General features: G+C 62.6%; 17 protein-coding genes. 6 read left to right on the top strand and 11 right to left on the bottom strand.

All coding sequences use genetic code 11. The features are described 5' to 3' along the window. Positions 1–25 precede the first annotated feature (25 nt). The 5 genes from arfA to QRN59_RS13250 all read right to left on the bottom strand — a co-directional run bounded on the left by arfA (position 26) and on the right by QRN59_RS13250 (position 6,133). A complete protein-coding gene (gene arfA, locus QRN59_RS13270) occupies positions 26–1,537 on the bottom strand; it encodes an arabinosylfuranosidase ArfA (RefSeq protein WP_284982970.1) in 1,512 nt (503 codons plus the stop codon). Between the two features lie 48 nt (positions 1,538–1,585). Then, positions 1,586–2,485: a carbohydrate ABC transporter permease gene (locus QRN59_RS13265; RefSeq protein WP_284982969.1), complete on the bottom strand. Its 900-nt coding sequence runs from the start codon at positions 2,483–2,485 to the stop codon at positions 1,586–1,588. After that, positions 2,482–3,468, bottom strand: a complete 987-nt coding sequence (locus tag QRN59_RS13260) for a carbohydrate ABC transporter permease (RefSeq protein WP_284982968.1) — start codon at positions 3,466–3,468, stop codon at positions 2,482–2,484. The genes QRN59_RS13265 and QRN59_RS13260 overlap by 4 nt, the downstream gene beginning before the upstream one ends. Before the next feature lie 78 nt (positions 3,469–3,546). Beyond that, complete coding sequence (locus tag QRN59_RS13255) at positions 3,547–4,899, bottom strand: ABC transporter substrate-binding protein (protein ID WP_284982967.1); 1,353 nt, start codon at positions 4,897–4,899, stop codon at positions 3,547–3,549. A gap of 202 nt (positions 4,900–5,101) precedes the next feature. Further along, a complete protein-coding gene (locus QRN59_RS13250) occupies positions 5,102–6,133 on the bottom strand; it encodes a LacI family DNA-binding transcriptional regulator (protein WP_284982966.1) in 1,032 nt (343 codons plus the stop codon). Between the two features lie 97 nt (positions 6,134–6,230). Between QRN59_RS13250 and QRN59_RS13245 the strand changes: the two genes are divergently transcribed. After that, positions 6,231–6,608, top strand: coding sequence for a low affinity iron permease family protein (locus tag QRN59_RS13245; protein ID WP_284982965.1), 378 nt, complete (start codon positions 6,231–6,233; stop codon positions 6,606–6,608). Positions 6,609–6,639: 31 nt separating this feature from the next. Here the strand turns inward: QRN59_RS13245 and QRN59_RS13240 are convergent, their stop codons facing one another. After that, entirely contained in the window at positions 6,640–6,864 is a 225-nt protein-coding gene (locus QRN59_RS13240) for a hypothetical protein (protein WP_284982964.1), read from the bottom strand. Positions 6,865–7,064: 200 nt separating this feature from the next. On the opposite strand from QRN59_RS13240, the gene QRN59_RS13235 reads away from it, so the two are divergent. After that, positions 7,065–8,246 (top strand): low temperature requirement protein A, encoded by a 1,182-nt coding sequence (locus tag QRN59_RS13235; RefSeq protein WP_284982963.1) that lies wholly within the window; start codon positions 7,065–7,067, stop codon positions 8,244–8,246. A gap of 76 nt (positions 8,247–8,322) precedes the next feature. Here the strand turns inward: QRN59_RS13235 and QRN59_RS13230 are convergent, their stop codons facing one another. Genes QRN59_RS13230 through QRN59_RS13215 form a run of 4 tightly spaced genes read right to left on the bottom strand, consistent with a single transcriptional unit; the run spans position 8,323 to position 13,767 of the window. Then, complete coding sequence (locus QRN59_RS13230; RefSeq protein ID WP_284982962.1) at positions 8,323–9,732, bottom strand: aldehyde dehydrogenase family protein; 1,410 nt, start codon at positions 9,730–9,732, stop codon at positions 8,323–8,325. Positions 9,733–9,785: 53 nt separating this feature from the next. Further along, positions 9,786–10,313, bottom strand: a complete 528-nt coding sequence (locus QRN59_RS13225) for a hypothetical protein (protein ID WP_284982961.1) — start codon at positions 10,311–10,313, stop codon at positions 9,786–9,788. Between the two features lie 26 nt (positions 10,314–10,339). Continuing rightward, on the bottom strand, positions 10,340–11,854 hold the full coding sequence (locus QRN59_RS13220; protein WP_284982960.1) for an APC family permease: 1,515 nt from the start codon (positions 11,852–11,854) through the stop codon (positions 10,340–10,342). Beyond that, on the bottom strand, positions 11,851–13,767 hold the full coding sequence (locus QRN59_RS13215) for a primary-amine oxidase (RefSeq protein ID WP_502871053.1): 1,917 nt from the start codon (positions 13,765–13,767) through the stop codon (positions 11,851–11,853). The genes QRN59_RS13220 and QRN59_RS13215 overlap by 4 nt, the downstream gene beginning before the upstream one ends. Positions 13,768–13,901: 134 nt before the next feature. On the opposite strand from QRN59_RS13215, the gene QRN59_RS13210 reads away from it, so the two are divergent. Further along, complete coding sequence (locus QRN59_RS13210) at positions 13,902–14,537, top strand: TetR/AcrR family transcriptional regulator (protein WP_284982958.1); 636 nt, start codon at positions 13,902–13,904, stop codon at positions 14,535–14,537. Here QRN59_RS13210 and QRN59_RS13205 read toward each other — a convergent pair. Then, positions 14,534–15,550, bottom strand: coding sequence for a LacI family DNA-binding transcriptional regulator (locus tag QRN59_RS13205; protein WP_284982957.1), 1,017 nt, complete (start codon positions 15,548–15,550; stop codon positions 14,534–14,536). The two genes, QRN59_RS13210 and QRN59_RS13205, sit on opposite strands and share 4 nt — an antisense overlap. Before the next feature lie 196 nt (positions 15,551–15,746). Between QRN59_RS13205 and rhaI the strand changes: the two genes are divergently transcribed. The 3 genes from rhaI to QRN59_RS13190 are packed head-to-tail and all read left to right on the top strand — an operon-like array spanning position 15,747 to position 20,433. Continuing rightward, positions 15,747–16,913 (top strand): L-rhamnose isomerase, encoded by a 1,167-nt coding sequence (gene rhaI / locus QRN59_RS13200; protein WP_284982956.1) that lies wholly within the window; start codon positions 15,747–15,749, stop codon positions 16,911–16,913. A 23-nt stretch (positions 16,914–16,936) separates the two neighbouring features. After that, on the top strand, positions 16,937–18,982 hold the full coding sequence (locus QRN59_RS13195) for a bifunctional aldolase/short-chain dehydrogenase (RefSeq protein ID WP_284982955.1): 2,046 nt from the start codon (positions 16,937–16,939) through the stop codon (positions 18,980–18,982). Continuing rightward, the gene (locus QRN59_RS13190; protein WP_284982954.1) at positions 18,979–20,433 is read left to right on the top strand and encodes a rhamnulokinase; all 1,455 of its coding nucleotides are present in this window, start codon (positions 18,979–18,981) and stop codon (positions 20,431–20,433) included. The genes QRN59_RS13195 and QRN59_RS13190 overlap by 4 nt, the downstream gene beginning before the upstream one ends. The last annotated feature ends 48 nt before the right edge of the window (positions 20,434–20,481 follow it).

Below are 20,481 nucleotides of genomic sequence, written 5' to 3'. Positions count from 1 at the left end.
TTGGGTTTTGACCAATCCAACAAGGTCAGCCGAGGTTCAGTGCCGTCCAGGAGACGGGAGGCAGGGTGATTTCGACGACGCCGTTACGCACCACGGCGCTCTTGTTCGGCTGCAAGCCCACGCGGTCCTGGTCCTGGAGCGTGTTCTTCGCGTAGACGTCCGCGTCTGAAAGCGTCTGGGCATCAACAACGATGATGCCGTCGAGCGCCGTCAGGTCGATGGCGACCGTTGCCTCTTCGCTCTGCGATCGGTTGACCAGGAAGACGGCGGTTGTTGCTGAGTCCGCGTCGTAGGTCGCGACGGCGTCGATGAGCGGGACGGTGCCATAGGCGTCCGTGCTGTACGTGTCCGCTTCCAGCCTCACATCCAGGGCGGCTCCCTTGGCCAGTTTGGATGTCAACGCGAACGGGAAAAAGGTGGTCTGCTTCCACGCCGGGCCCCCGGGTTCGGTCATGATGGGAGCGATCACGTTGACCAACTGCGCCAGGGAGGCGGAGGTGACACGATCGGCGTGCTTGAGCAGTGATATCAGCAGGTTGCCGAAGACGACGGCGTCTGCCACGGAGTACGTGTCCTCAAGCAGCCGTGGCGCCTTGGGCCAGTTGTCCAGTCCTTCGATTTTGTCGACCCCATGGAACCGTTCGAGATACCACACATTCCATTCGTCGAAGGAAATGTTGATGCTTTTCGTGCTTCCGTTGACAGCCTTGACGTGGTCAGCCGTCGCAACCACGGATTCAATGAAATGGTCCATGTCGGTAGCGGAAGCAAGGAACGAGTCCAGGTCACCGTTCTTTTCCTCGTAGTAGGCGTGGCACGAGATGTAGTCGACGTCCTCGTAGGAGTGGGTAAGCACTACGCGCTCCCATTCTCCGAAGGTGGGCATGTGGGCGCTGGATGAGCCACAGACCACGAGTTCAACGGAAGGATCCAGTTGACGCATTGCCTTGGCGGTCTGCGATGCGATTTTGCCGTAGTCGTCAGCGGAGCGATGGCCCAACTGCCACGGGCCGTCCATTTCATTGCCGAGGCACCACATTTTAATGCCGAACGGCTCCACTCGGCCGTGAGAGGCTCGGCGGTCTGACAGCTCTGTCCCGGAGCGGATGTTGGAGTACTCCAACAGGTCCAAGGCTTCCAGTGTGCCTCGGGTGCCGAGGTTGACGGCCAGCATGAGTTCACTGCCTACCTTCTCCAGCCATGTGCTGAACTCGTGCATGCCGATCTCGTTGGTTTCGGTGGAGTGCCAAGCGAGGTCGAGGCGGCGGGGGCGCTGTTCCTTGGGTCCAACGCTGTCCTCCCAGCGGAACCCGGAGACGAAGTTGCCGCCTGGGTAGCGGATGGTTGAGACCCCGAGTTCTTTGACGAGTTCGATCACATCAGTGCGGAAACCGTCGGCGTCGGCGCTGGGGTGACCGGGTTCGTAGATGCCGTCGTAGACACAGCGTCCAAGGTGTTCAACAAAAGAACCGAAGAGACGGGGATTGACAGTGCCCACTGCGAATTGTGGGTCGATCGTAAGGCGTGCGGAAACCATTGTCTGCTTTCAGAGAGAGGGAGCGGGAAACAGGGGTGCTTTGAATGCCTATTTGAGGCTGCCGAGAGACAGGCCGCCCTGCCAGTACTTTTGCAGCGTAAGGAATGCCACTACGAGGGGAATGATGGAAATGAACGAACCGACGACAATCAGGCTCCAAAGCGAGTGGCCGCCTCCGTTGTTGGACGAAGCCAGCTGCTCCCAGAGTCCGATGCCCACGGTGAGCGGATAGAGCCTCTCCGTGGACAACATGGCCAAGGGGAGGAAGTAGTTGTTCCAGGTCCCAACGACGGAAAGCAGCAGGACTGTCACTAGCGCTGGCCGAAGCAAGGGCAAGGAGACTTGGAAAAAGGTGCGTAGTTCACCCGCTCCGTCCACTCTGGCCGCGTCGAGCAACTCATCAGGCACTGCTTCTGCGGTGTATACCCGCATCAGGTAGACGCCGAAGGGGCTAAGCAGCGACGGCAGGATGACTGCCCACACGGTATCGGTGAGCTTGAGGTTCGACATCAGGATGAATGTCGGGATGACCAGCGCGGTCATGGGGACCATCACGGCACCGAGCAGTAATGCGAACGTAAGGTTCCGGCCCCGGAACTTGTACTTCGCGAAGCCGTAACCTGCCAGGACCGAGATTGCCGTCGCTCCCAAACCTCCGCTGACAGCGTAGAGCAGCGAATTGCCCAGCCACTGCACGTACTCCCCGCCGTTGTAGGCGAAAAGGTCCTGAATGTTCGCGATGAGGTTGAAATTCTTGTCGAACCACATAGCCCCTGAAGAGCCGGCGAAAAGTCCTTGGGCGTCTTTCGTGCTGGCAACGAACAGCCACCAGATGGGAGCCAGGAAATACAGGACCAGTACGCCCAGAAAGACATGAGCCACCACGTTGCGGCGACGCGGCCTCGACAGCCGGGTCGCGGCCGGGAGATTTGTTGTTACTGCGCTCATGAGAGGTTGCTCCCTTTCTTGCGGGTGGCGAACATGAAGATATACACCGCGATGAAGACGACGATGCCGAGGGAGAAGGATATGGCCGAGGCGTAGTTGAACTGGGCGTATCCGAAGGCCAGGTTGAACGCATAGATGTTCGGGGTGAAATCCGGGGTGATGCTGCCATTGGCTACCGGCCCGAGGATTTGCGGCTCGGAGAAAAACTGCAGCGTCCCGATCAGCGCAAAGATAAGAATGAGCACCAGGGCCGAAGAAACCAGGGGTATCTTGATGCGAAAAGCAACTTGCCTTTCGGAGGCGCCATCAATCTTGGCGGCCTCATAGAGCGTCGGATCAATTCCCTGCAATGCCGCGTAAATGATGATCATGTAATAGCCGGCCCACTGCCATGTCACAACGTTCAGCAGGCCATAGAAGACGTTGTCCTGACTGAGCAGGAAGGGCGCCGATGCGTGGAACAGGGAGAACAGCTGCTGAAGGGGGCCGAATATCGGACTGTAGAGAAACCCCCACATCAGGGCTCCGATGACGGCGGGCACGGCGTACGGCAGGAAGATCATGAGCCGGGAGAACCTGGCGAGCCGGGTGGTGAGGTGGTCGAGCACGAGCGCGGCCGCCAGGGAGACGGCCATTTGGACCGGGATGAGGACCAAGGAGAAGCGGACCACGAACCAGACGCCCTTGAGGAACTGTGGATCCGAGAAAGCGTGGAGATAGTTTTCCAAACCGCTGAACCGCGTACCTGTCGCCAGGCCCTTGGTGAACAGGCTGAGGTAGAGGGCATAAGCAAGCGGAGCCAGAAGGAACGCAACGAAGACTAAGCCGAACGGTGCGATGAAGAGCCATCCGGTCCTGGCCCGGCGTGCATTCATCTTGTCGCTGCGGGAGCGGGTTCTGTGTTCGGGCGGGGGCGTGGGATTCAACTTGTCCGGCGTGGAAGTGTGTGGCAACGACGTCACCGTTGACCCGTGAACTGCCATGAGCTGTCCTGCGACTTTCTATTGATCGATTCCGTCCCGTTCCGCCCGCCAGGGTGGCCGGCGGAACGGGAGGAGCTGTCAGTTGACCGTGAACCCTTGGCTCTTCGCGTAGTTCACCATGATGCCCTGCAGCTCGGTGGCTGCTTCGTCCCCGCTGACTTTGCCGGCGTTGATCTTGACGGTCTCGGTCTGCAGTTGCGCGTAGTAGTAGACACTGAACGGGCTGTAACTGAATCCCTTGTAGGCATTTTCGGCCGGGATGTAGATGTCCTTGTTTGCAGTCTGGCCGCCGAAGAAATCGACGGCGTTGTTGGTGAACGCTTCCGACTTCAGCACATTCTGGTTGAGCGGGAAGATTGTCTGGGTCTTCCAGCCATCCGTCAGCGAGGTGTCGTCGGCGTAGAGGCCCTTGGCGACTTCGGCAGCGAGCTTCTGGTCACCGGCCTGTGAGGTGACGGCAAAAGTGGATCCTCCCCAGTTCACGGAGACAGGGTTGCTTGGATCCCATTGGGGGAGCGGCGCGGCAGCGAATGTTCCTTTCTCGTTGCCCTTACCCACTCCGGATCCGGTGAGGTAGCCGGGAGCCCATGCTGCGGAGATGTACGTGGCGTACTTGCCGCCGATCATTCCTGAAATGTAGTCGGTGGTGAACTGGTCCTGGGTGGCTACCAGGCCCTTTTTCACGAGCCCTGCCCAGTAGTTCAACACGTCCTTGGCCGGCTGGCTGTCGAGGTGGATGGAGATGTTCTTCTGGTCCGCCAGATCATAAGTGAAGGGAACCGCGCCCTTCTGGGCCATAAGCGCGGTCAGGGCGGCGGGGACATTGCTGCCAAGATCTCCGAATGCAGGGCCGCCGGCGTCCTTGACCTTCTGCGCGGCCGTTTCGTACTCCGCCCACGTCGTCGGCGGCTTGATACCGTACTTGTCCAGCACGTCCTTGCGGTAGATCATGGCCATCGGACCGCCGTCGACCGGAATCGCGTAGACGGAATCGCCTTGCGAAACGTCCTTCCAGGAACCGGCGCTGAAGTTCTTCTTGACGTCTCCGGCGCCGTACTTGCTCAGGTCGACAAGTGCGTTCTGCAATTCAAAACCCGTCAGCTGGTCGGCCTCGAGCATGATCACGTCAGGGGCTCCCTTGCCGGCCTGGATGGCTGTTTGGAACTTCGCATACTCCGGGCCACCCTGGCCGGCAACGGTCCAGCAGACCTGGACATCGGTGTGGGAGTTGTTGAAGTTGTCGACGACCGTGGCCATGTTGGGGTACCACGCCCACACGGAGACCTTCGGAGCGTCGGCATGGACAATCTTGTTGGTGCAATTGGTGGTGTTGGAGCCCGCACTGGCGGCATCCCCGCCGCCACTGCACCCTGCCATAGTGGCGGCCAGGGCAGCGGCTGACACTGCTGATGCGATTGCTTTCTTGTTCACGTAGTTTCCCTTCGGTCGTGCATGGACGTCGTCGTCGGAGGTAGGGCAGTGAGGGTAGGCCGTCCTCCAGCCAATGCATGCTGGTGGGACCCGGACGGACTCGGCAGATGGGGATAAGAGGAGATTCCCAAGCTTTTACATCGATGTAAGTAATCGTTGTAAATCCATCATGATGTGACCGGACTTACATGTCAAGAAAAAATTAGGCGGAGTCTTCGGCGGGCCGGATCGCCGTGGACTCCCGGCTGATGACCTTGAATCCTGCTTCAAACTCGCGGGCGGGTGTCGCTTCGGGTGCGCCGTCAATGCGTTCCAGGAGCATCGCGACGGCGGTCTCGGCGATCTCCCGCCGGCCCGGATCTATGGTCGACAGGGTCGGTAGCGAATACCGGGTCTCGTCGATGTCGTCAAAGCCGATGATGGCCACATCCTCAGGGATCTTCAGTCCGGCGTCCTGCATGACACGCATGGCGCCCAGGGCGATGGAGTCGTTGAAAGCCACGACACCGTCGAAGTCCAGCCCGGACTCCAGGACCTGCCGCATGGCTTGGGCGCCGTCGGAGCGGTGCCAGGACTGGACGTCGATTGCCAGTTCGTCCCGGTAGTCCAGCCCTGCCTTCTGCAAGGCGCGGCGGTAACCTTCCAAGCGAAGCCCCGCTGAACCGATGACTTCATTTCGGTGGGCACCAAAGGCGAGTAGCCTCGTTCGTCCGCGTTGCAGGAGGTGTTCCGTAGCTGCTTGCGAAGCCTCAATGTTTTGCATGGTCACGTGGTCCGTGGGGCCGTGAAAGATCCGCTCGCCCAGGAGGACCATGGGAGTCGGGATGTCAATGAGGCCCGCGTCCTCCTGGCCCAGGCCGAGCACGCTGTACAAGACACCATCGACCATTCGCATCCGGGGGCCATGCAGGATCTCAAGCTCGCGTGCCCGCGATCCTCCGCTTTGCTCGATGATCACGACCTTCCCCCGCTTTGCTGCGGCCGTCATGACGGCGTCGGCAAGTTCCGCAAAGTATGCGTTCTTCAAATCCGGGATGATGAGGCTGATGACGTCCGTACGGCCCGACCGCAATCCACGCGCCGAGAGATTGGGCTGGTAGCCAAGTTTCTCGATGGCTAGCAAGACCCGCTCGCGGGTCTCGGCTTTGATGTTTGGATGGTCATTGATGACGTTCGACACCGTCTTGATTGACACATCGGCCGCTTGGGCCACATCCCGCATCGTAATTGCCACTTTTCCTTCTTCCGCGCACGTCAGCGTCCGTCCTAAGCTGAAGATTACAACGTTGGAAAGCGTTTGGGTCGGAATGAAATAGGTGGATGATGTCTGCATGAGCCAAGACAGCGGTCCCCGTCAGGATTTCTTCACCCGGTTCACCACCAGGGTGGCCAAAGTTCTCGGCCACGCCTGGGTGTTCAGCGCGGCAGTAGTCATTCTCATCGCTTGGGCGTTTACGGGACCACTTTTAGGATTTTCGGATACGTGGCAATTGGTTATCAATACCGGCACCACCATCGTGACGTTCCTGATGGTCTTCATCATCCAGAACACCCAAAACAGAGACAGTGCCGCCCTCCACGTGAAGCTTGACGCTGTGATGCGTGAACTCCAGATCACCAACTCCAAGCTTTATGAGGCTGAAGACGAAGGCGAGAAGGAGCTCGAGGAGCAGCGTCGACGTATCGAGGAGCAGGCCGAGTCCGGTTGATCTGATCGGAGTCTTGGGCCGGGGGACGTTCCTACATCAGCCACTGGACTGAGACGTTCATGGCGAATAGGGCATTTGTCAGGGGCGCTAGTACCGACTCGTCTGCCTCCATGCGGTGCAACGTCTCGACGAATTCATCTATCTGAATGGTGGTGAACCCACCGTCCCGGAGTTGCTGGATAGCAAGTTCGGTATTCTGTTTCCGGGTGTTGCTGAATCGCGGGTTTACCTCTGGCTTTGCCGGTTCCGAATCCATTGCCTTTACTTGCCCCCAACTCTTCCCTGTCCGTAGGACGCTCCTCGTTAAGGGTATTCATGCATTACAAATGCTACTATCTCAGGCCGTGTGGGGTGCCCCGGGGTCCGGATGCTATTCCGCGACGAAGGCGGCCGAGGCGATGCCGGCGGTGGTACGGCACTTTCAAAGGCAAGTTAGGCAGCCAATAGCATGGGTCAATGATGGATAAATCGTCGGCTTCCGGTGCACTGAAACACGAAGTGGCCCGTGACCCGCGCCGCGTGCACTGGATGGAACTGTTCTTCGACCTCGTTTTTGTGGCCTTCGTAGGGCAGCTTGCGCGCGGGATTCACGGCGATCCTGGATGGGCCGAATTCGGCACGTTCGTCCTGCTTTTCTTTCCGGCGTGGTGGGCCTGGGTGAACATTGTTTCCGTCGTCAACCTCCTGCCTGGTTTGTCGTCGCGGGCGCTGGGTGTCGCGATGCTCGCCGCCATGGCAGCGGCGAGCGCCATGGCCGCCGCGGCGCCCGGTGCCTTTGGAGAACGGGCCTGGGCTTTTTCGCTGGCCAATGCTGCCATTCGCGTGGTCCTGCTGATCTTGTGGCTGTACCAACACCGCGAAAATTCGGCCGAAACTCCGTGGCGCATCTGGATCTACAACGGCGGCACGGCCGTCCTGTGGCTCATCTCGGCCTTCTTGCCGCTCCACATCGCTGTCATTCTGTGGGCTGCCGCGATCGTCGTCGAAGTTGGCATGGTGGCCGTTGGCGCCCGCCTTTGGCCGGACCGGGGTGTCGGTGGAATCAACAACGAGCACGCTTCCGAGCGGCTTGGTTTGTTCGTCATCATTGTCCTCGGCGAGTCCATATTCACGATCGTCACCGAGGTGTCTGACGATTGGGGGCCGGGCGCCGGACTGGTCGGCGCGCTCGGATTCCTCGTTGTTGCCCTGCTCGGCTGGGCATTCTTCCAATACGGCACCGGGACCATCACCGCGGGGCTCGAGCGCCTGCAGGCACGATCCGATTTCGCCGGGATACTTCAGACCACCTTGTTCATGCCGTTTCTCCTGGTGCTGGGGGTGACCGCGATCGCCGGGGCGATCGCGACCGCCATTCCGGCACCCTATGAGCACTTGCCGTTCGGCTCAGGGATTTCGCTCGGCGGAGGTCTGGCCCTCTTCTATGCGTGCAATGCAATCGTGTCGCTTCGCTACGGCCAGCCTCAACGCTCAGTGCTGCCATGGGCTGTTCCCACAGTAGCGATCGCCATCTTGCTCATACCGGTGAGCGCTGTGGTTTCCGGCGCCGTCGTTTTGGCCCTTGCCGTGATTGTCCTGCTCCTTGTCACGGCTTACGTCGAGATTCAGAGGCGACGGCGCCACGCCCCAACTGGCTGACAGTTGTTGTCGTTCTGCGGGTCCTAAACGACAACAACTGCGAGTTGGTTGGGGCGACCCGCGCCGCCGTCACCGCCTAGCCGTTGATGATTTGAGGCACGCCGAGGGCTTTGAGGCCTTCGGCGCCGAATTCGAGGCCGTAGCCGGATTGCTTGGCGCCGCCGAACGGGATCCGGGGGTCGACGGCGCCGTGCTTGTTGATCCAGACCGTTCCGGCCTCAAGACGCGCAGCGACGCCGCGGGCGGCTTCCGGGTCGGAGGACCAGACCGAGGCGCCGAGTCCGACGTCGAGCGCGTTCGCCTTGGCGACGGCCTCGTCAACGGTGCTGTAGCGGATGATGGGCAGAGCCGGCCCGAACTGTTCCTCGGCGACGAGCGGGTTGTCGTTGTCGATGTCGGCCACAAGGGTGGTGGGGTAGAAGTAGCCGGGCTGGCCGTCGTCGGGGTTGCCGCCGAGCAGGATTCGGGCGCCGGAGTCGCGGGCGGCATCCACGAGGCGGGCGACGATGTCGTACTGCGTGCGGTTCTGCAGCGGGCCGAGCACGTTGTTCTCGTCGAGTCCGTTGCCCATGGGCATGGCGGCGGCAACGGCGGCGAGCTCTTCGCAGACGGCGTCATACAGCGAGTCGTGGACGTAGAGGCGCTTGAGCGCGGCGCAGGTCTGGCCGGTGTTGATGAAGGCGCCCCAGAAGAGGCCCTCGGCGATCGCCTTGGGGTCGGCGTCGGGCAGGACGATGCCGGCGTCGTTGCCGCCCAGCTCGAGCGTGAGGCGCTTCACCGTGTCCGCGCTGGAGCGGATGATCGCCTTGCCGGTGGCGGTGGAACCAGTGAACATGACCTTCCCGACGGCCGGGTGTTCGGCGAGGCGGGCGCCGACGTCGCGGCCGCCGGAGACCACGGTCAGCAGGCCTTCGGGGAGTTCTTCGTTGATGACGGACGCCAGGGCGAGCACGGACAGGGGCGTGTATTCGGAGGGTTTGACGACGACGGCGTTGCCCATGCGCAGGGCGGGGGCGATCTGCCAGATGGAGATCATCATGGGCCAGTTCCAGGGTCCGATGGCGCCGACGACGCCGATGGGCCGGTAGTGCAGTTCGGCGCGGGTTTCGCCGTCGTCCACCACGGTTTCGGGGTCGAGCGGGGTGGCTGCGGTGGCGCGGAGCCAGGCGGCGCAGGCGCCGACTTCGAAGCGGGCGTTGGGCCCGTTGAGCGGCTTGCCTTGCTCGCGGGAGAGCAGGCGGGCGAGTTCTTCGGCGGAGCGTTCGACGGCGTCGGCCGCCTTGAGGAGCGCGGCGGACCGGGCGTCGTGGCCCAGCGCAGCCCACGCGGGCTGGGCGGCTGCGGCGGCGGCGATGGCGGCCTCGAGGTCCTCGACGGTGTGAACGGGAGCCTCGCCGACGGGGGTGCCGGTGGCGGGGTCGAGGATGGTCCGGGTTTCGCCGGTGGTAGGGGTGATTGAGGCCAGGAGGGCGTCGTAGCTTTCCAAGGGTTTACTCCACTCTGAGTTGGTATGGGTTTCGAAGGACAACGTTCTAGGGGTCAGACGGCCATCAGGACCATTGCGCCCAAGGCACCCGCTGAAGAGATGGCCTCAAGCGATGCCGATGCGTGACGGCGGTGTCCGCGGCCGTTTCGTCGAAGCGTTCGGACCGCCAGGAAGATCGAGTAGGCGATGACCGATGCCGCGAGGGCGACTGCCAGGACCGGGTTCGCTCCACCAAGTCCTGAATGCCCATGTGTTGGGTGTACCGAACTGGATGAGGGGGAGGGAAGGGTGGTGACGAGAAGGGCGAACATGGACACCATGGACAAGGAACGGTGTATTTCCATGCCGCCGCGGCGATCCTTGGGCAGAAGCATCAGCGGAAGAGGCGAGGTGAGAAGCAGCAGCAGGCCCCACACCACGCCCGGAACAATGCCCGGACCGACGGTCGTATCCGCCATCGCCACCAACATGAGGGCCATCGGTCCCCACTGGCTGAGGTTCCTGACCAGGCCTTCGCGCATCGGGCTCCAGATCCCCAGGGCGCAGCAGGCCAGCATGATCATCGAAAGGATTGTGTGCATGTTGTTCACCGATCATCAGTCCGGCGCTACAAGTCTTCTTCGTCCCCGAGGTGGACGGCAGCCGGCCCCTCTTCGCCGTGTCCGATCCGCCGATACACGGCGGGGTTGCTCCGGCGGAGGCGGAACGCCCAGGCGATCCCCGCCAATCCGGGCACGATGATCGTGGCCGGGAGGATGAACGTCAGTGCATTCGTCTCGTTTTGACCCAGCAATACGTTGAAGTTGACCACGATCAGAACGAAGATCACCGCCAAGAGCACGAAACCCAAGGCAGGGGCGATCACACGGGTCCAGATTCCAGCGCCATGCTTTTTCTTGCGGAAGAAGCCAATGACGGCCAGCGAAACAATGGTCATCAGGAGGACAAGTCCCATCGCGCCGTCATTCGTCAGCCACGTAAACATGGTCAGAACAGGGTAGAGGTCACCGAGCGATGATCCGGTCCCCGCGATAGCGAACCCCACAGTGACCACGACTGCGATCACTGTCTGGGCGATCGACCCGGCGTAGGGGGCGCCGCTGTGCCGCCGGACTGCACCCAGTTTTCGGGGAAGTACTTGCTCCCGGCCAAGGGAGAAGAAGTAGCGCGCCGCGGCATTGTGGAAGCTGACGAGGGCTGCAAAGAGGCTGGTGACGAAGAGCAGGCGGGCCAGGTCGGCGAGAAGGACGCCGGCGTGGTCACTGAGGAAGCCGAACATGAGGTCCGGTCCTTGTTTTGCGGAAGCGTCGACCACCGCGGAGGGTCCTGTCCCTACGGCCATGGCCCAGGACGAAACGGCGTAGAACACGGCGATGATGGCGACCGCGGTGTAGGTTGCCCGGGCCACGGTGTGCTTGGGGTCCTTGCTTTCCTCGCCGTAGATCGCAGCCGACTCGAATCCCATGAACGCCGCGATGCCGAAGGAGAGGACCGCACCTATGCCCGGCACAAAGAGGCTCTGCGGGCTCAGCGGCGCTCCGCTGACTCCCTCGGGCGCAACGACGAAGGAGACCACGTCGTACACGATCACCACGAGGAACTCCAGGCCGACGAGCACCCCGAGGACCTTCGCTGACAGGTCCACTCTGTTCACGCCGAGGAATGCGACGACGGCGATGCAGACCAGCACCGGAATCCACCAAGGGACGGTGGCGCCGAAGCGTTCGTTGATCAAGCTCGAGACGGTGAAGCCGAAGAGCCCGTAGATGCCGACTTGCATCAGGTTGTAGGCCATCAGCGCCACCATGGAAACCCCGACGCCGACGGGCCGGGAAATGCCTTGCGCCACGTACGAATAGAAAGCGCCGGCGTTGACGACGTAGCGGCTCATTGCCGCGTAGCCGACGGCGAACACGGCCAAGGTTCCGCCGAGCAGCAGGAAGGACAGCGGAACGCCGGTGACTCCTGTGACGGCAAACGTCGTCGTCACTCCGCCGGCGAGGACGGTGAGCGGAGCCGACGCGGCGATGATCATGAAAGTCACCGCCGGGACGCCGAGACGGCGTCGATTGTGATGCGGGTGGCCCACCTCAGTGGTCTCTTTCCCGGTTGTTAAACTCATTTCTGGGCCTCCATATGGCAGTGGCCGCCTTCAGCGGGCTTCGACGCGGGCACGTCGAGGACGGGGCTCCGATCGAAGAAGCCTTCGGGGCGCAGTTTGAAACCCACCGTGTCGACGGGCATGATCGGCCAGTCCTCGGGGCGGGGGAAGTGGGTCAGCCCGAAGGTGTGCCACACGACGATGTCTTGTCCGTCGATGTCCCTGTTGCGGGCAATGTAGGACGGCAATCCGGCTCCTCCGGAGTGCTGGTTGACGAAGTCGCCGCTGGGGTAGCGCTCATTTTCGTCATAGCGGGTCACCCACAGATCCTTCGTAGCGAATGCTGCACGCTGGGCGATGGATGATTGGGGGTCAGCCAGGAGCATGGGATGCCCTTGTCCATGGAGTTTGTACCCCACGGGGTCGCCCAGGCGGTTGAGTGATTCGGGATTGGAGATGATCCAGGCCCGTCCGGCCGCCATGTCGGACTCGCGGACAGCCTCCGATTCGTTCTTGAGGACAGTCCGACGACGCGCGAAGGCGTTGCCGCGCTCGTTCCCTTCTCCCATGGGTACGCGGACGGCGTCCTCTTCCTCGACCCTGTTGCTCAGGCCGTCGATGGCGAAGTCCAGGCGGGCACTGAAAAGGTGCTGGTGGAAGGGAGCACCAAGGCCCGGGGCGAGCTCCGAGGCGTACGGGTAGCCTTTTCCGGGGTGGGCGCTTGTGAAGACGACGCCAGTGGCCTTGGCCTCGAACTCGATGGTGCCATCGAGGTAGAGGTACCAGTAGAAGCCGTAGTCGTAGTTGCCTATGGTCGTGAAGAAACTGATGACGAGCCTGCGGTTCCGGCGCGTATAGTTCACGCCGCTCCAGAGGTCGCTGTGCTTGGCGAGGATGCTCCAATCCTCTTCGTGCATGCAGATTCCGTTGCGGATTTCCCGTGGCCGGCCGAACGAGTCGCTCACTACCGGGCTGAGGTAGGTGATTTCGCCGAGGCAATCGCAGCCGAGCTCGAGCGAGTTGGCGTACTGGCCCACGAGGTATTCACCGGTATCGAAGTAGTTCTGCCAGGAGCGCACAGGGGAGGGGTCGCCGTAAGGCACCACCATTTCGGCGATCGAAGCACGCTTGAGGATACTGCGGCGGCGATCGACGTCGTCGAACGCTACATTGTGGAGAACGACGCCTTCCCGGACATCGAAGCCGATGTCCAGGCTCCATTTCTCCCACTCGACGTGGTTGCCGTCCTGGACCGTGAAGCTCGGACCTTCCGGCTGGGTGATGTGGATCGGTTTCTGGGTGGTGCGCATCGCTCCGGTCAGCTCAGGGTCCGTAAAATTGCCGTGTTCTTCCGGCACCGGAACTGGCCCGAAGTCCAAGACCTGGTCGACCTTCTTGCTGACGACGTCGACGTAGGCAACCAGCCCATCCACGGGGTGGGCCCAGGCGCTGTCCCCGGGGAACTGCTGGACGAAAGCCAAGCCACGCAGAATCCGGCGGCCTTTCTCCTCCGGGTACTCGAAGACCCCGGCTGACAGGGGAGCGACCCTGACCTTGCTGACATCGAGATTCCGGTCAGCCAACGCCTTGAGCCATCGCTCATCCTGGGCGAGGATCTCTTCAACCACCTCGAATTCCTCTTCGATGACCGGAAGCTCACCCGTCACCGAGGTGTCGAGTTCGACTTTGGAGACGACTTCCTGGTGTGTCACAGAGACCACGACGTCCTGTGCTGCACCGGATGAAACGTTGTGCAGGAACGCCCTGAACCTACGGTCCACGGCTCCTGAATCGCGAGGGGGGTCAATCAAGCCAAGGTAGGCGATCCGGATGGATTCGTCGAAGAGTCCAGCGCCGGCCAAAATGCCCCTGACCGCCGTGATGTCTTCGGCACTGGTCAAGGCAAACGGTGACGGTCCGGCAAACGCAGCCATTTCGGCGATTTCTGGAGAGGAAGTTGTGCTCATGGAAGGCCTTTGTGAGTGGCGATTTATTTTCTATGTGTGTAGAGAATAGCATCGTGTAATCTGAGTCACAACGGTTGTAGAAAAAAAGATTTGGGGAAAGCGTGCCGAAGATCGTAGACCACGACAAGCGCCGGGTGGAACTTGTCGAAGCCACGTGGCGGATCATCGCCAGCAGGGGGATCGAGGGAGCCACCATGCGCGAGATAGCAACGGAAGCAGGGTTTGCTAACGGGGCGCTCAAGCCGTACTTCCCGACGAAGGACGATCTCTTGACGTTTGCTTTCGGCCATGTCTTCAACCAGACGAACACCCGTATGGGCAGCTCCACTGCAGGCCTGCGGGGCCTGTCTGCATTGCGCAGCTATTGCCATGAAATTTTGCCGCTCGATGCCGAGAGGCTCAACGAGGCGCGAATCGCGATCGCCTTCTGGCAGCGCGCCCTGACGGACCCGGCGAAGGCCGCCTTGCATGATTCTTCGATGGAGCAATGGCGTGAGGCCCTGTTCGACAAGCTCCGCGAAGCCAGGGAACTCGGTGAGCTGAAGGAAGGACTGAACGACGACGACCTCGTCGGCGGGATCATGACGTTCGCGCTCGGTGCCCAGATCACGGCCACACTGACGCCGGAACACCATTCGGCGGATCAGTTACGGTCCCAACTGGAGACCTATATATCCCTCATTTCATCCGCAAAGGGCGCTCTCGTGCCAACGGCGGGCCTGAAAGGTTCCGCTTAGCGGCGCAGGGTGCTCTGCCTCGCCACGAGTTCCGGCGTGAACACCACTTGGCTGTGCTCGTGGCCAGTCTCCGCGTCGATTTCGTCGAAAAGCAGCTGGGCGGCCCGCTCACCGATCAGCTGCCTCGGTTGACTGATGGAGCTGAGCGGGATGCTCGACTGGGAGGCGAAATCGATGTCGTCGAACCCGACGATGGCGATGTCCTCTGGCACACGGAGCCCATTTGCGGCGAAGGATTGCAAGAGCCCTAGGGCCAATTGATCGTTGGCGGCAAATACGGCGTCCGGGCGCTTGTCGGGCTGGAGATTCCCCATGAGATCTCCAATCTGCCGGCCGCGTTCGAATTTCAGATCGGGCGTTTCGAATAGTTGAAGTGGGACTCCCGCTCGCGCGGCCGCGTCAGCGGCGCCCCGGTAGCGGTCCTCGACCTGCTGCAGCGTGAAGGGGCCGCCGACGAATGCCGGGCGTACAGAACCGACGCTGACGAGATGTTCCACGGCCGTTGCGCCGCCGGCAACGTCGTCCACTGAGACCGAGCAGAACTGATCCGTGCTTGCGAGCCTGTCGACGAGTACTGAAGGGATGCCCCGTTCGCGCATTCTTCCGAGCCGTTGAAGAACTTGTCCGAACGGAGTGATCAGGACGCCTTGGACGCGTTGCTGCTCGAACAGGTCCAGATATGCCTGCTCACGCCCGGCGTTTTCGGCGCTGTTGGCCAGGATCAAGGAGTGCTTGTGTTCTTCGGCGACGTTTTCAGCCCCCAAAGCGACATCTGTAAAGAAGGGGTTGCGCACGTCCAAGACCAGCATGCCGAGGCTCCTGGTGGATCCGGACCGCAGCGAGCGGGCTGATTCGTTGCGCACGAATCCCAGCTCCTCGATGGCGGCAAGAACGCGGGTCCGTTTGTCGAACGACACTTGGTCGGGCCGGTTGAGGACATTCGACACTGTGCCGACCGAAACTCGCGCAAGGGCAGCGACGTCCGTCAGCTTTGCTCCCGGGCCGCTTGGCACGCTGAACCTCCCGATCGATGAATCGAATCAAACCGTTTCATCAATATTACGTGGTTCGACTGGCGATCTCCGGGTTTGCCTGTTGACACGCCACGGAGGCAGGCCCTACCGTTTGAGTAGGTTCTTGAATGAATCGATTCAAGACAAATGGGCAGTGCTGTTCGAAGACGACACACAGGCAACAGAAGGAACAACAATGAACACCACGGAAACGGCCCTGGGCCGCCTCGGGGAACTGGCCATCGAGGTTCCCTCGTGGGCCTACGGCAACTCGGGCACGCGGTTCAAGGTGTTCGGTACGCCGGGCACCCCGCGGACCATCCAGGAGAAGCTGGCCGATGCCGCGAAAGTCCACGAATTCACGGGCCTCGCACCGACAGTGGCACTGCACATCCCTTGGGACAAGGTGGATGATTACTCCGCCCTGCGCGAGTACGCAGAGAGCCTTGGCGTCGGGCTGGGGACGATCAACTCGAACACGTTCCAGGACGATGAGTACAAGTACGGGTCCCTGACGTCCTCGGACGCGGCTGTGCGGCGCCGGGCGGTCGACCACCACCTGGAGTGCATCGACATCATGCACGCCACCGGCTCCCGGGATCTGAAGGTCTGGTTGGCCGACGGCACCAACTATCCCGGCCAGGACGACATGCGCGGCCGCCAGGACCGCTTGGCTGAATCCCTGCAGGAAATCTATGCGGGACTCGCCGAAACCCAGCGCCTGGTCCTGGAGTACAAGTTCTTCGAGCCGGCTTTTTACCACACCGACGTTCCGGACTGGGGCACCTCCTACGCCCAGACGCTGGCGCTGGGGGAGAAGGCCTTTGTGTGCCTGGACACCGGCCACCATGCTCCGGGGACCAATATCGAGTTCATCGTCATGCAGCTGTTGCGGCTCGGCAAGCTCGGTTCCTTTGACTTCAATTCGCGCTTCTACGCCGACGATGACCTGATCGTCGGTGCCGCGGATCCCTTCCAGCTGTTCCGCATCATGCACGAGGTCATCCGCGGCGGCGGCTTCGGGAAAGAGTCAGGCGTTGCCCTGATGCTTGACCAGTGCCACAACCTGGAGGAGAAGATCCCGGGCCAGATCCGCTCCGTGCTCAACGTCCAGGAAATGACGGCCCGCGCCCTGCTCATCGACACGGATGCACTGGCCGAAGCGCAGCGCGACGGGGATGTCCTGGCCGCGAACGGCATTTTCAACGATGCCTTCTACACGGACGTCCGGCCGGTGCTGGCCGAATGGCGTGAATCGCGTGGCCTGCCCGCGGACCCGATGACAGCGTTCAAGGCCAGTGGCTACCAGAAGAAGATCAACGAGGACCGCGTGGGCGGCCAGCAAGCCGGATGGGGCGCTTAGGCATGAATATGCAGAACACTGACATGCAGAACACAACCAACAAGACTGTTGAAGATCTGATCACCCGTTCCAACCGCCTCGGCGCGGACAAGCGGAACACCAACTTCGCCGGCGGCAACACCTCGGCGAAGGGCACGGCACAGGACCCGGTGACCGGGGAGGAGGTCGAGCTGTTGTGGGTCAAGGGTTCCGGCGGTGACCTGGGCACCCTGAAGGCCGAAAACCTGGCGGTCCTGCGGCTGGACCGGCTGCAGGCACTCAAGGCCGTTTACCCCGGCGTCGAGCGCGAAGACGACATGGTGGCCGCCTTCGATTACTGCCTGCACGGCAAAGGCGGCGCCGCGCCGTCGATCGACACTGCCATGCACGGACTCGTCGACGCCGCGCACGTGGACCACCTGCACCCGGACTCGGGCATCGCGATCGCGACGGCGGTGGACGGCGAAGCGCTGACGTCCAAGATCTTCGGTAACAAGGTCGTGTGGGTGCCCTGGCGCCGCCCCGGTTTCCAGCTGGGACTGGACATCGCGGCGATCAAGGAAGCCAACCCGCAGGCCATCGGCACCATCCTGGGCGGACACGGCATCACCGCGTGGGGCGCTACGAGCGGGGAAGCCGAGGCCAACTCCCTCTGGATCATCGAGCAGGCCGAAGGCTACATTGCCCAGAATGGCAAGGCCGCGCCTTTCGGCGCCAAACTCCCCGGCTACGCCGCGCTCCCGGAAGCCGAACGGAAAGCCAAAGCCGCCGCGTTGGCCCCGGTGATCCGCGGCCTCGCCTCGGCCGACAAGCCGCAGGTGGGCCACTTCAGCGACGATCCGCGTGTCCTGGAATTCCTCGAAGGCGCCGGGCACCCGCGCCTGGGCGCGCTGGGTACCTCCTGCCCGGACCACTTCCTGCGTACCAAGGTCAAGCCCCTCGTCCTGGACCTGCCGGCCGACGCCGGGATCGAAGAGTCCAAGGCCCGGTTGAAGGAACTGCACGCCGCGTACCGCGAGGATTACCAGGCCTACTACGACCGCCATTCCCAGGAAGACAGCCCTGCCCTGCGCGGCGCGGACCCGGCCATCGTCCTGGTCCCCGGCGTCGGAATGTTCTCCTACGGCAAGGACAAGCAGACCGCCCGCGTCGCCGGAGAGTTCTACCTGAACGCGATCAACGTGATGCGCGGCGCCGAGGCTATTTCCTCCTACGCGCCGATCGAGGAATCCGAGAAGTTCCGGATCGAGTACTGGGCCCTTGAAGAGGCCAAGCTCGCCCGGATGCCCAAGCCAAAGTCCCATGCAACGCGCATCGCTTTGGTGACGGGCGCGGCGTCGGGCATCGGCAAGGCGATCGCGACCCGCCTCGCGGCGGAGGGCGCCTGCGTGGTCATCGCCGACCTCAACCTGGACAACGCGCGGGCAGTCGCGGCCGAGCTCGGCGGTGACGACGTCGCCATCGGAGTTCAAGCAGACGTCACCGACGAAGCCCAGATCGCCGCCGCCATCCAGGAAGCCGTCCTGGCTTTCGGCGGACTGGACCTGGTGGTGAACAACGCGGGACTGTCCATCTCCAAGCCGCTCCTGGAAACCACGGAGAAGGACTGGGACCTGCAGCACAACGTCATGGCCAAGGGCTCATTCCTGGTCTCCAAAGCCGCGGCCAAGGTCATGATCGATCAGGGCATGGGCGGGGACATCGTCTACATTTCCTCGAAGAACTCGGTATTCGCGGGTCCGAACAACATCGCCTACTCCGCCACCAAGGCAGACCAGGCCCACCAGGTCCGTCTGCTGGCCGCCGAACTGGGCGAGCACGGCATCCGCGTCAACGGCATCAACCCCGACGGCGTGGTCCGCGGCTCCGGGATCTTCGCCGGCGGCTGGGGCGCCAAGCGCGCCGCCGTCTACGGCGTGGACGAGCAGGAACTGGGCAAGTACTACGCCCAGCGCACCCTGCTCAAGCGCGAAGTCCTGCCCGAACACGTCGCCAACGCCGCCGCCGTGCTGACCAGCAACGAACTCTCGCACACCACGGGCCTGCACATCCCGGTCGACGCGGGCGTCGCGGCGGCCTTCCTGCGATGAACGGACAGGCCAATGCCGGCGGCGTTTTCGCCGCGGTCGATATCGGAGCGTCCTCGGGCCGCGTCATGCTCGGCCGGGTCACCGGCGGGCGGCCTGCGTCCGGAAAATCAGTCTCGCTCGAAACAGTGCACCGCTTCCCCAACGGCGTCGTAGAGCTCGACGGCGGACTCCACTGGGACTTCGACGCACTGTTCGACGAGGTGCTCACGGGACTTGCGGCGGCCGCCGAAACGGCCGCCGCAAGCGGGGAGCGGATCGCCAGCATCGGGATCGACACGTGGGCCGTCGACTACGGACTCGTGGATGAAGCCGGCAAGCTGATCGCGCAGCCGTTCAGCTACCGCGACGAGCGCGGCCGCACTGCCGTCGCGGACGTCAATAAGGTGCTGGACCCGGCACGGCTTTACGCCACCAGCGGACTGCAGTTCCTTCAGTTCAATACGCTCTACCAGCTCGCCACCGAACGTGAACTGCGCGGCGTCCAGGCGTTGCTCATCCCGGACTTGATTGCGTTCAAGCTGAGCGGGCAACGCCGTACCGAGGCCACGAATGCGTCCACCACCGGGCTTTTTGACGCCGTCGCGGGGGAGTGGGCCGGCGACTTCTTCAAGGCACTCGGCTTACCCAAAAACCTGTTCCCGGCCATCATCCAGCCGGGCGGGACCGTAGGCACGCTCCTGCCGGAGATCGCGGCCCGGACGGGGTTGCCTGCGGAGACCGCTGTGATTGCCGTGGGATCGCACGACACCGCCTCGGCCGTGGCCGCGGTGCCGGCGGCGCGCGAAGACTTCGCCTACATTTCCTCCGGCACCTGGTCCCTCGTGGGTGTGGAATTGGACAGCCCGGTCCTCGATGAAGCAAGCCGCTTGGCCAACTTCACCAACGAGCGGGGCGTCGACGGCACCATCAGGTACCTGCGCAACGTCGGCGGCCTGTGGTTGCTCAGCGAATGCCAACGTACCTGGGCCGCCGAAGGGCACCGGCAGGAACTAGCCGCGCTCCTGGAGTCCGCCGCGGCACTTCCTGCCGGAGGCCCCCAGATCAACGCCGACGATCCGGCGTTCATCGCGCCGGACAACATGCCGGACCGTATTCGCTCTGCGGTTCGCGCCGGCGGTGCCGTCCTGCCGGACCGGCCGGCCGCCGTCGTGCGCTGCATCCTGGACAGCCTCGCGGCCGCTTACGCGAGGACTCTGGCACGCGCCGAGGAACTGTCCGGCAAGCAGGCGTCGGTGGTCCACATCGTGGGCGGCGGCTCCCAGAACAGGCTGCTGTGCCAGCTCACCGCGGACGCCAGCGGGAAGACGATTATTGCCGGCCCCGTGGAAGCCACGGCGCTCGGAAACGTACTGGTCCAGGCCCGGGCCGCAGGAGCCCTGACGGGAGGCCTGTCCGAACTCCGGGCACTCGTGAGGGCCAGCGTCGGCCTTGAAAGCTACGAGCCGAAGTAGCCTCCGGAGGCTAACAACGCCTGTTGCCCCGCAATGCCCGTCGATAAA

The sequence above is a fragment of the Arthrobacter sp. efr-133-TYG-118 genome (assembly GCF_030209755.1).
Classification (GTDB): Bacteria; Actinomycetota; Actinomycetes; order Actinomycetales; family Micrococcaceae; genus Arthrobacter.
Note: the sequence above shows the minus strand (reverse complement) of the source record. Positions and strands in the feature narration are given on the sequence as shown.

Excerpts from the sequence above, each read along its gene's own strand:
- arfA (WP_284982970.1), bottom strand. The coding sequence starts at position 1,537 with ATGGTTTCCGCACGCCTTACGATCGACCCACAATTCGCAGTGGGCACT.
- QRN59_RS13265 (WP_284982969.1), bottom strand. The coding sequence starts at position 2,485 with ATGAGCGCAGTAACAACAAATCTCCCGGCCGCGACCCGGCTGTCGAGG.
- QRN59_RS13260 (WP_284982968.1), bottom strand. The coding sequence starts at position 3,468 with ATGGCAGTTCACGGGTCAACGGTGACGTCGTTGCCACACACTTCCACG.
- QRN59_RS13245 (WP_284982965.1), top strand. The coding sequence starts at position 6,231 with ATGAGCCAAGACAGCGGTCCCCGTCAGGATTTCTTCACCCGGTTCACC.
- QRN59_RS13240 (WP_284982964.1), bottom strand. The coding sequence starts at position 6,864 with ATGGATTCGGAACCGGCAAAGCCAGAGGTAAACCCGCGATTCAGCAAC.
- QRN59_RS13235 (WP_284982963.1), top strand. The coding sequence starts at position 7,065 with ATGATGGATAAATCGTCGGCTTCCGGTGCACTGAAACACGAAGTGGCC.
- QRN59_RS13225 (WP_284982961.1), bottom strand. The coding sequence starts at position 10,313 with ATGCACACAATCCTTTCGATGATCATGCTGGCCTGCTGCGCCCTGGGG.
- QRN59_RS13220 (WP_284982960.1), bottom strand. The coding sequence starts at position 11,854 with ATGAGTTTAACAACCGGGAAAGAGACCACTGAGGTGGGCCACCCGCAT.
- QRN59_RS13215 (WP_502871053.1), bottom strand. The coding sequence starts at position 13,767 with ATGGCTGCGTTTGCCGGACCGTCACCGTTTGCCTTGACCAGTGCCGAA.
- rhaI (WP_284982956.1), top strand. The coding sequence starts at position 15,747 with ATGAACACCACGGAAACGGCCCTGGGCCGCCTCGGGGAACTGGCCATC.
- QRN59_RS13195 (WP_284982955.1), top strand. The coding sequence starts at position 16,937 with ATGCAGAACACAACCAACAAGACTGTTGAAGATCTGATCACCCGTTCC.
- QRN59_RS13190 (WP_284982954.1), top strand. The coding sequence starts at position 18,979 with ATGAACGGACAGGCCAATGCCGGCGGCGTTTTCGCCGCGGTCGATATC.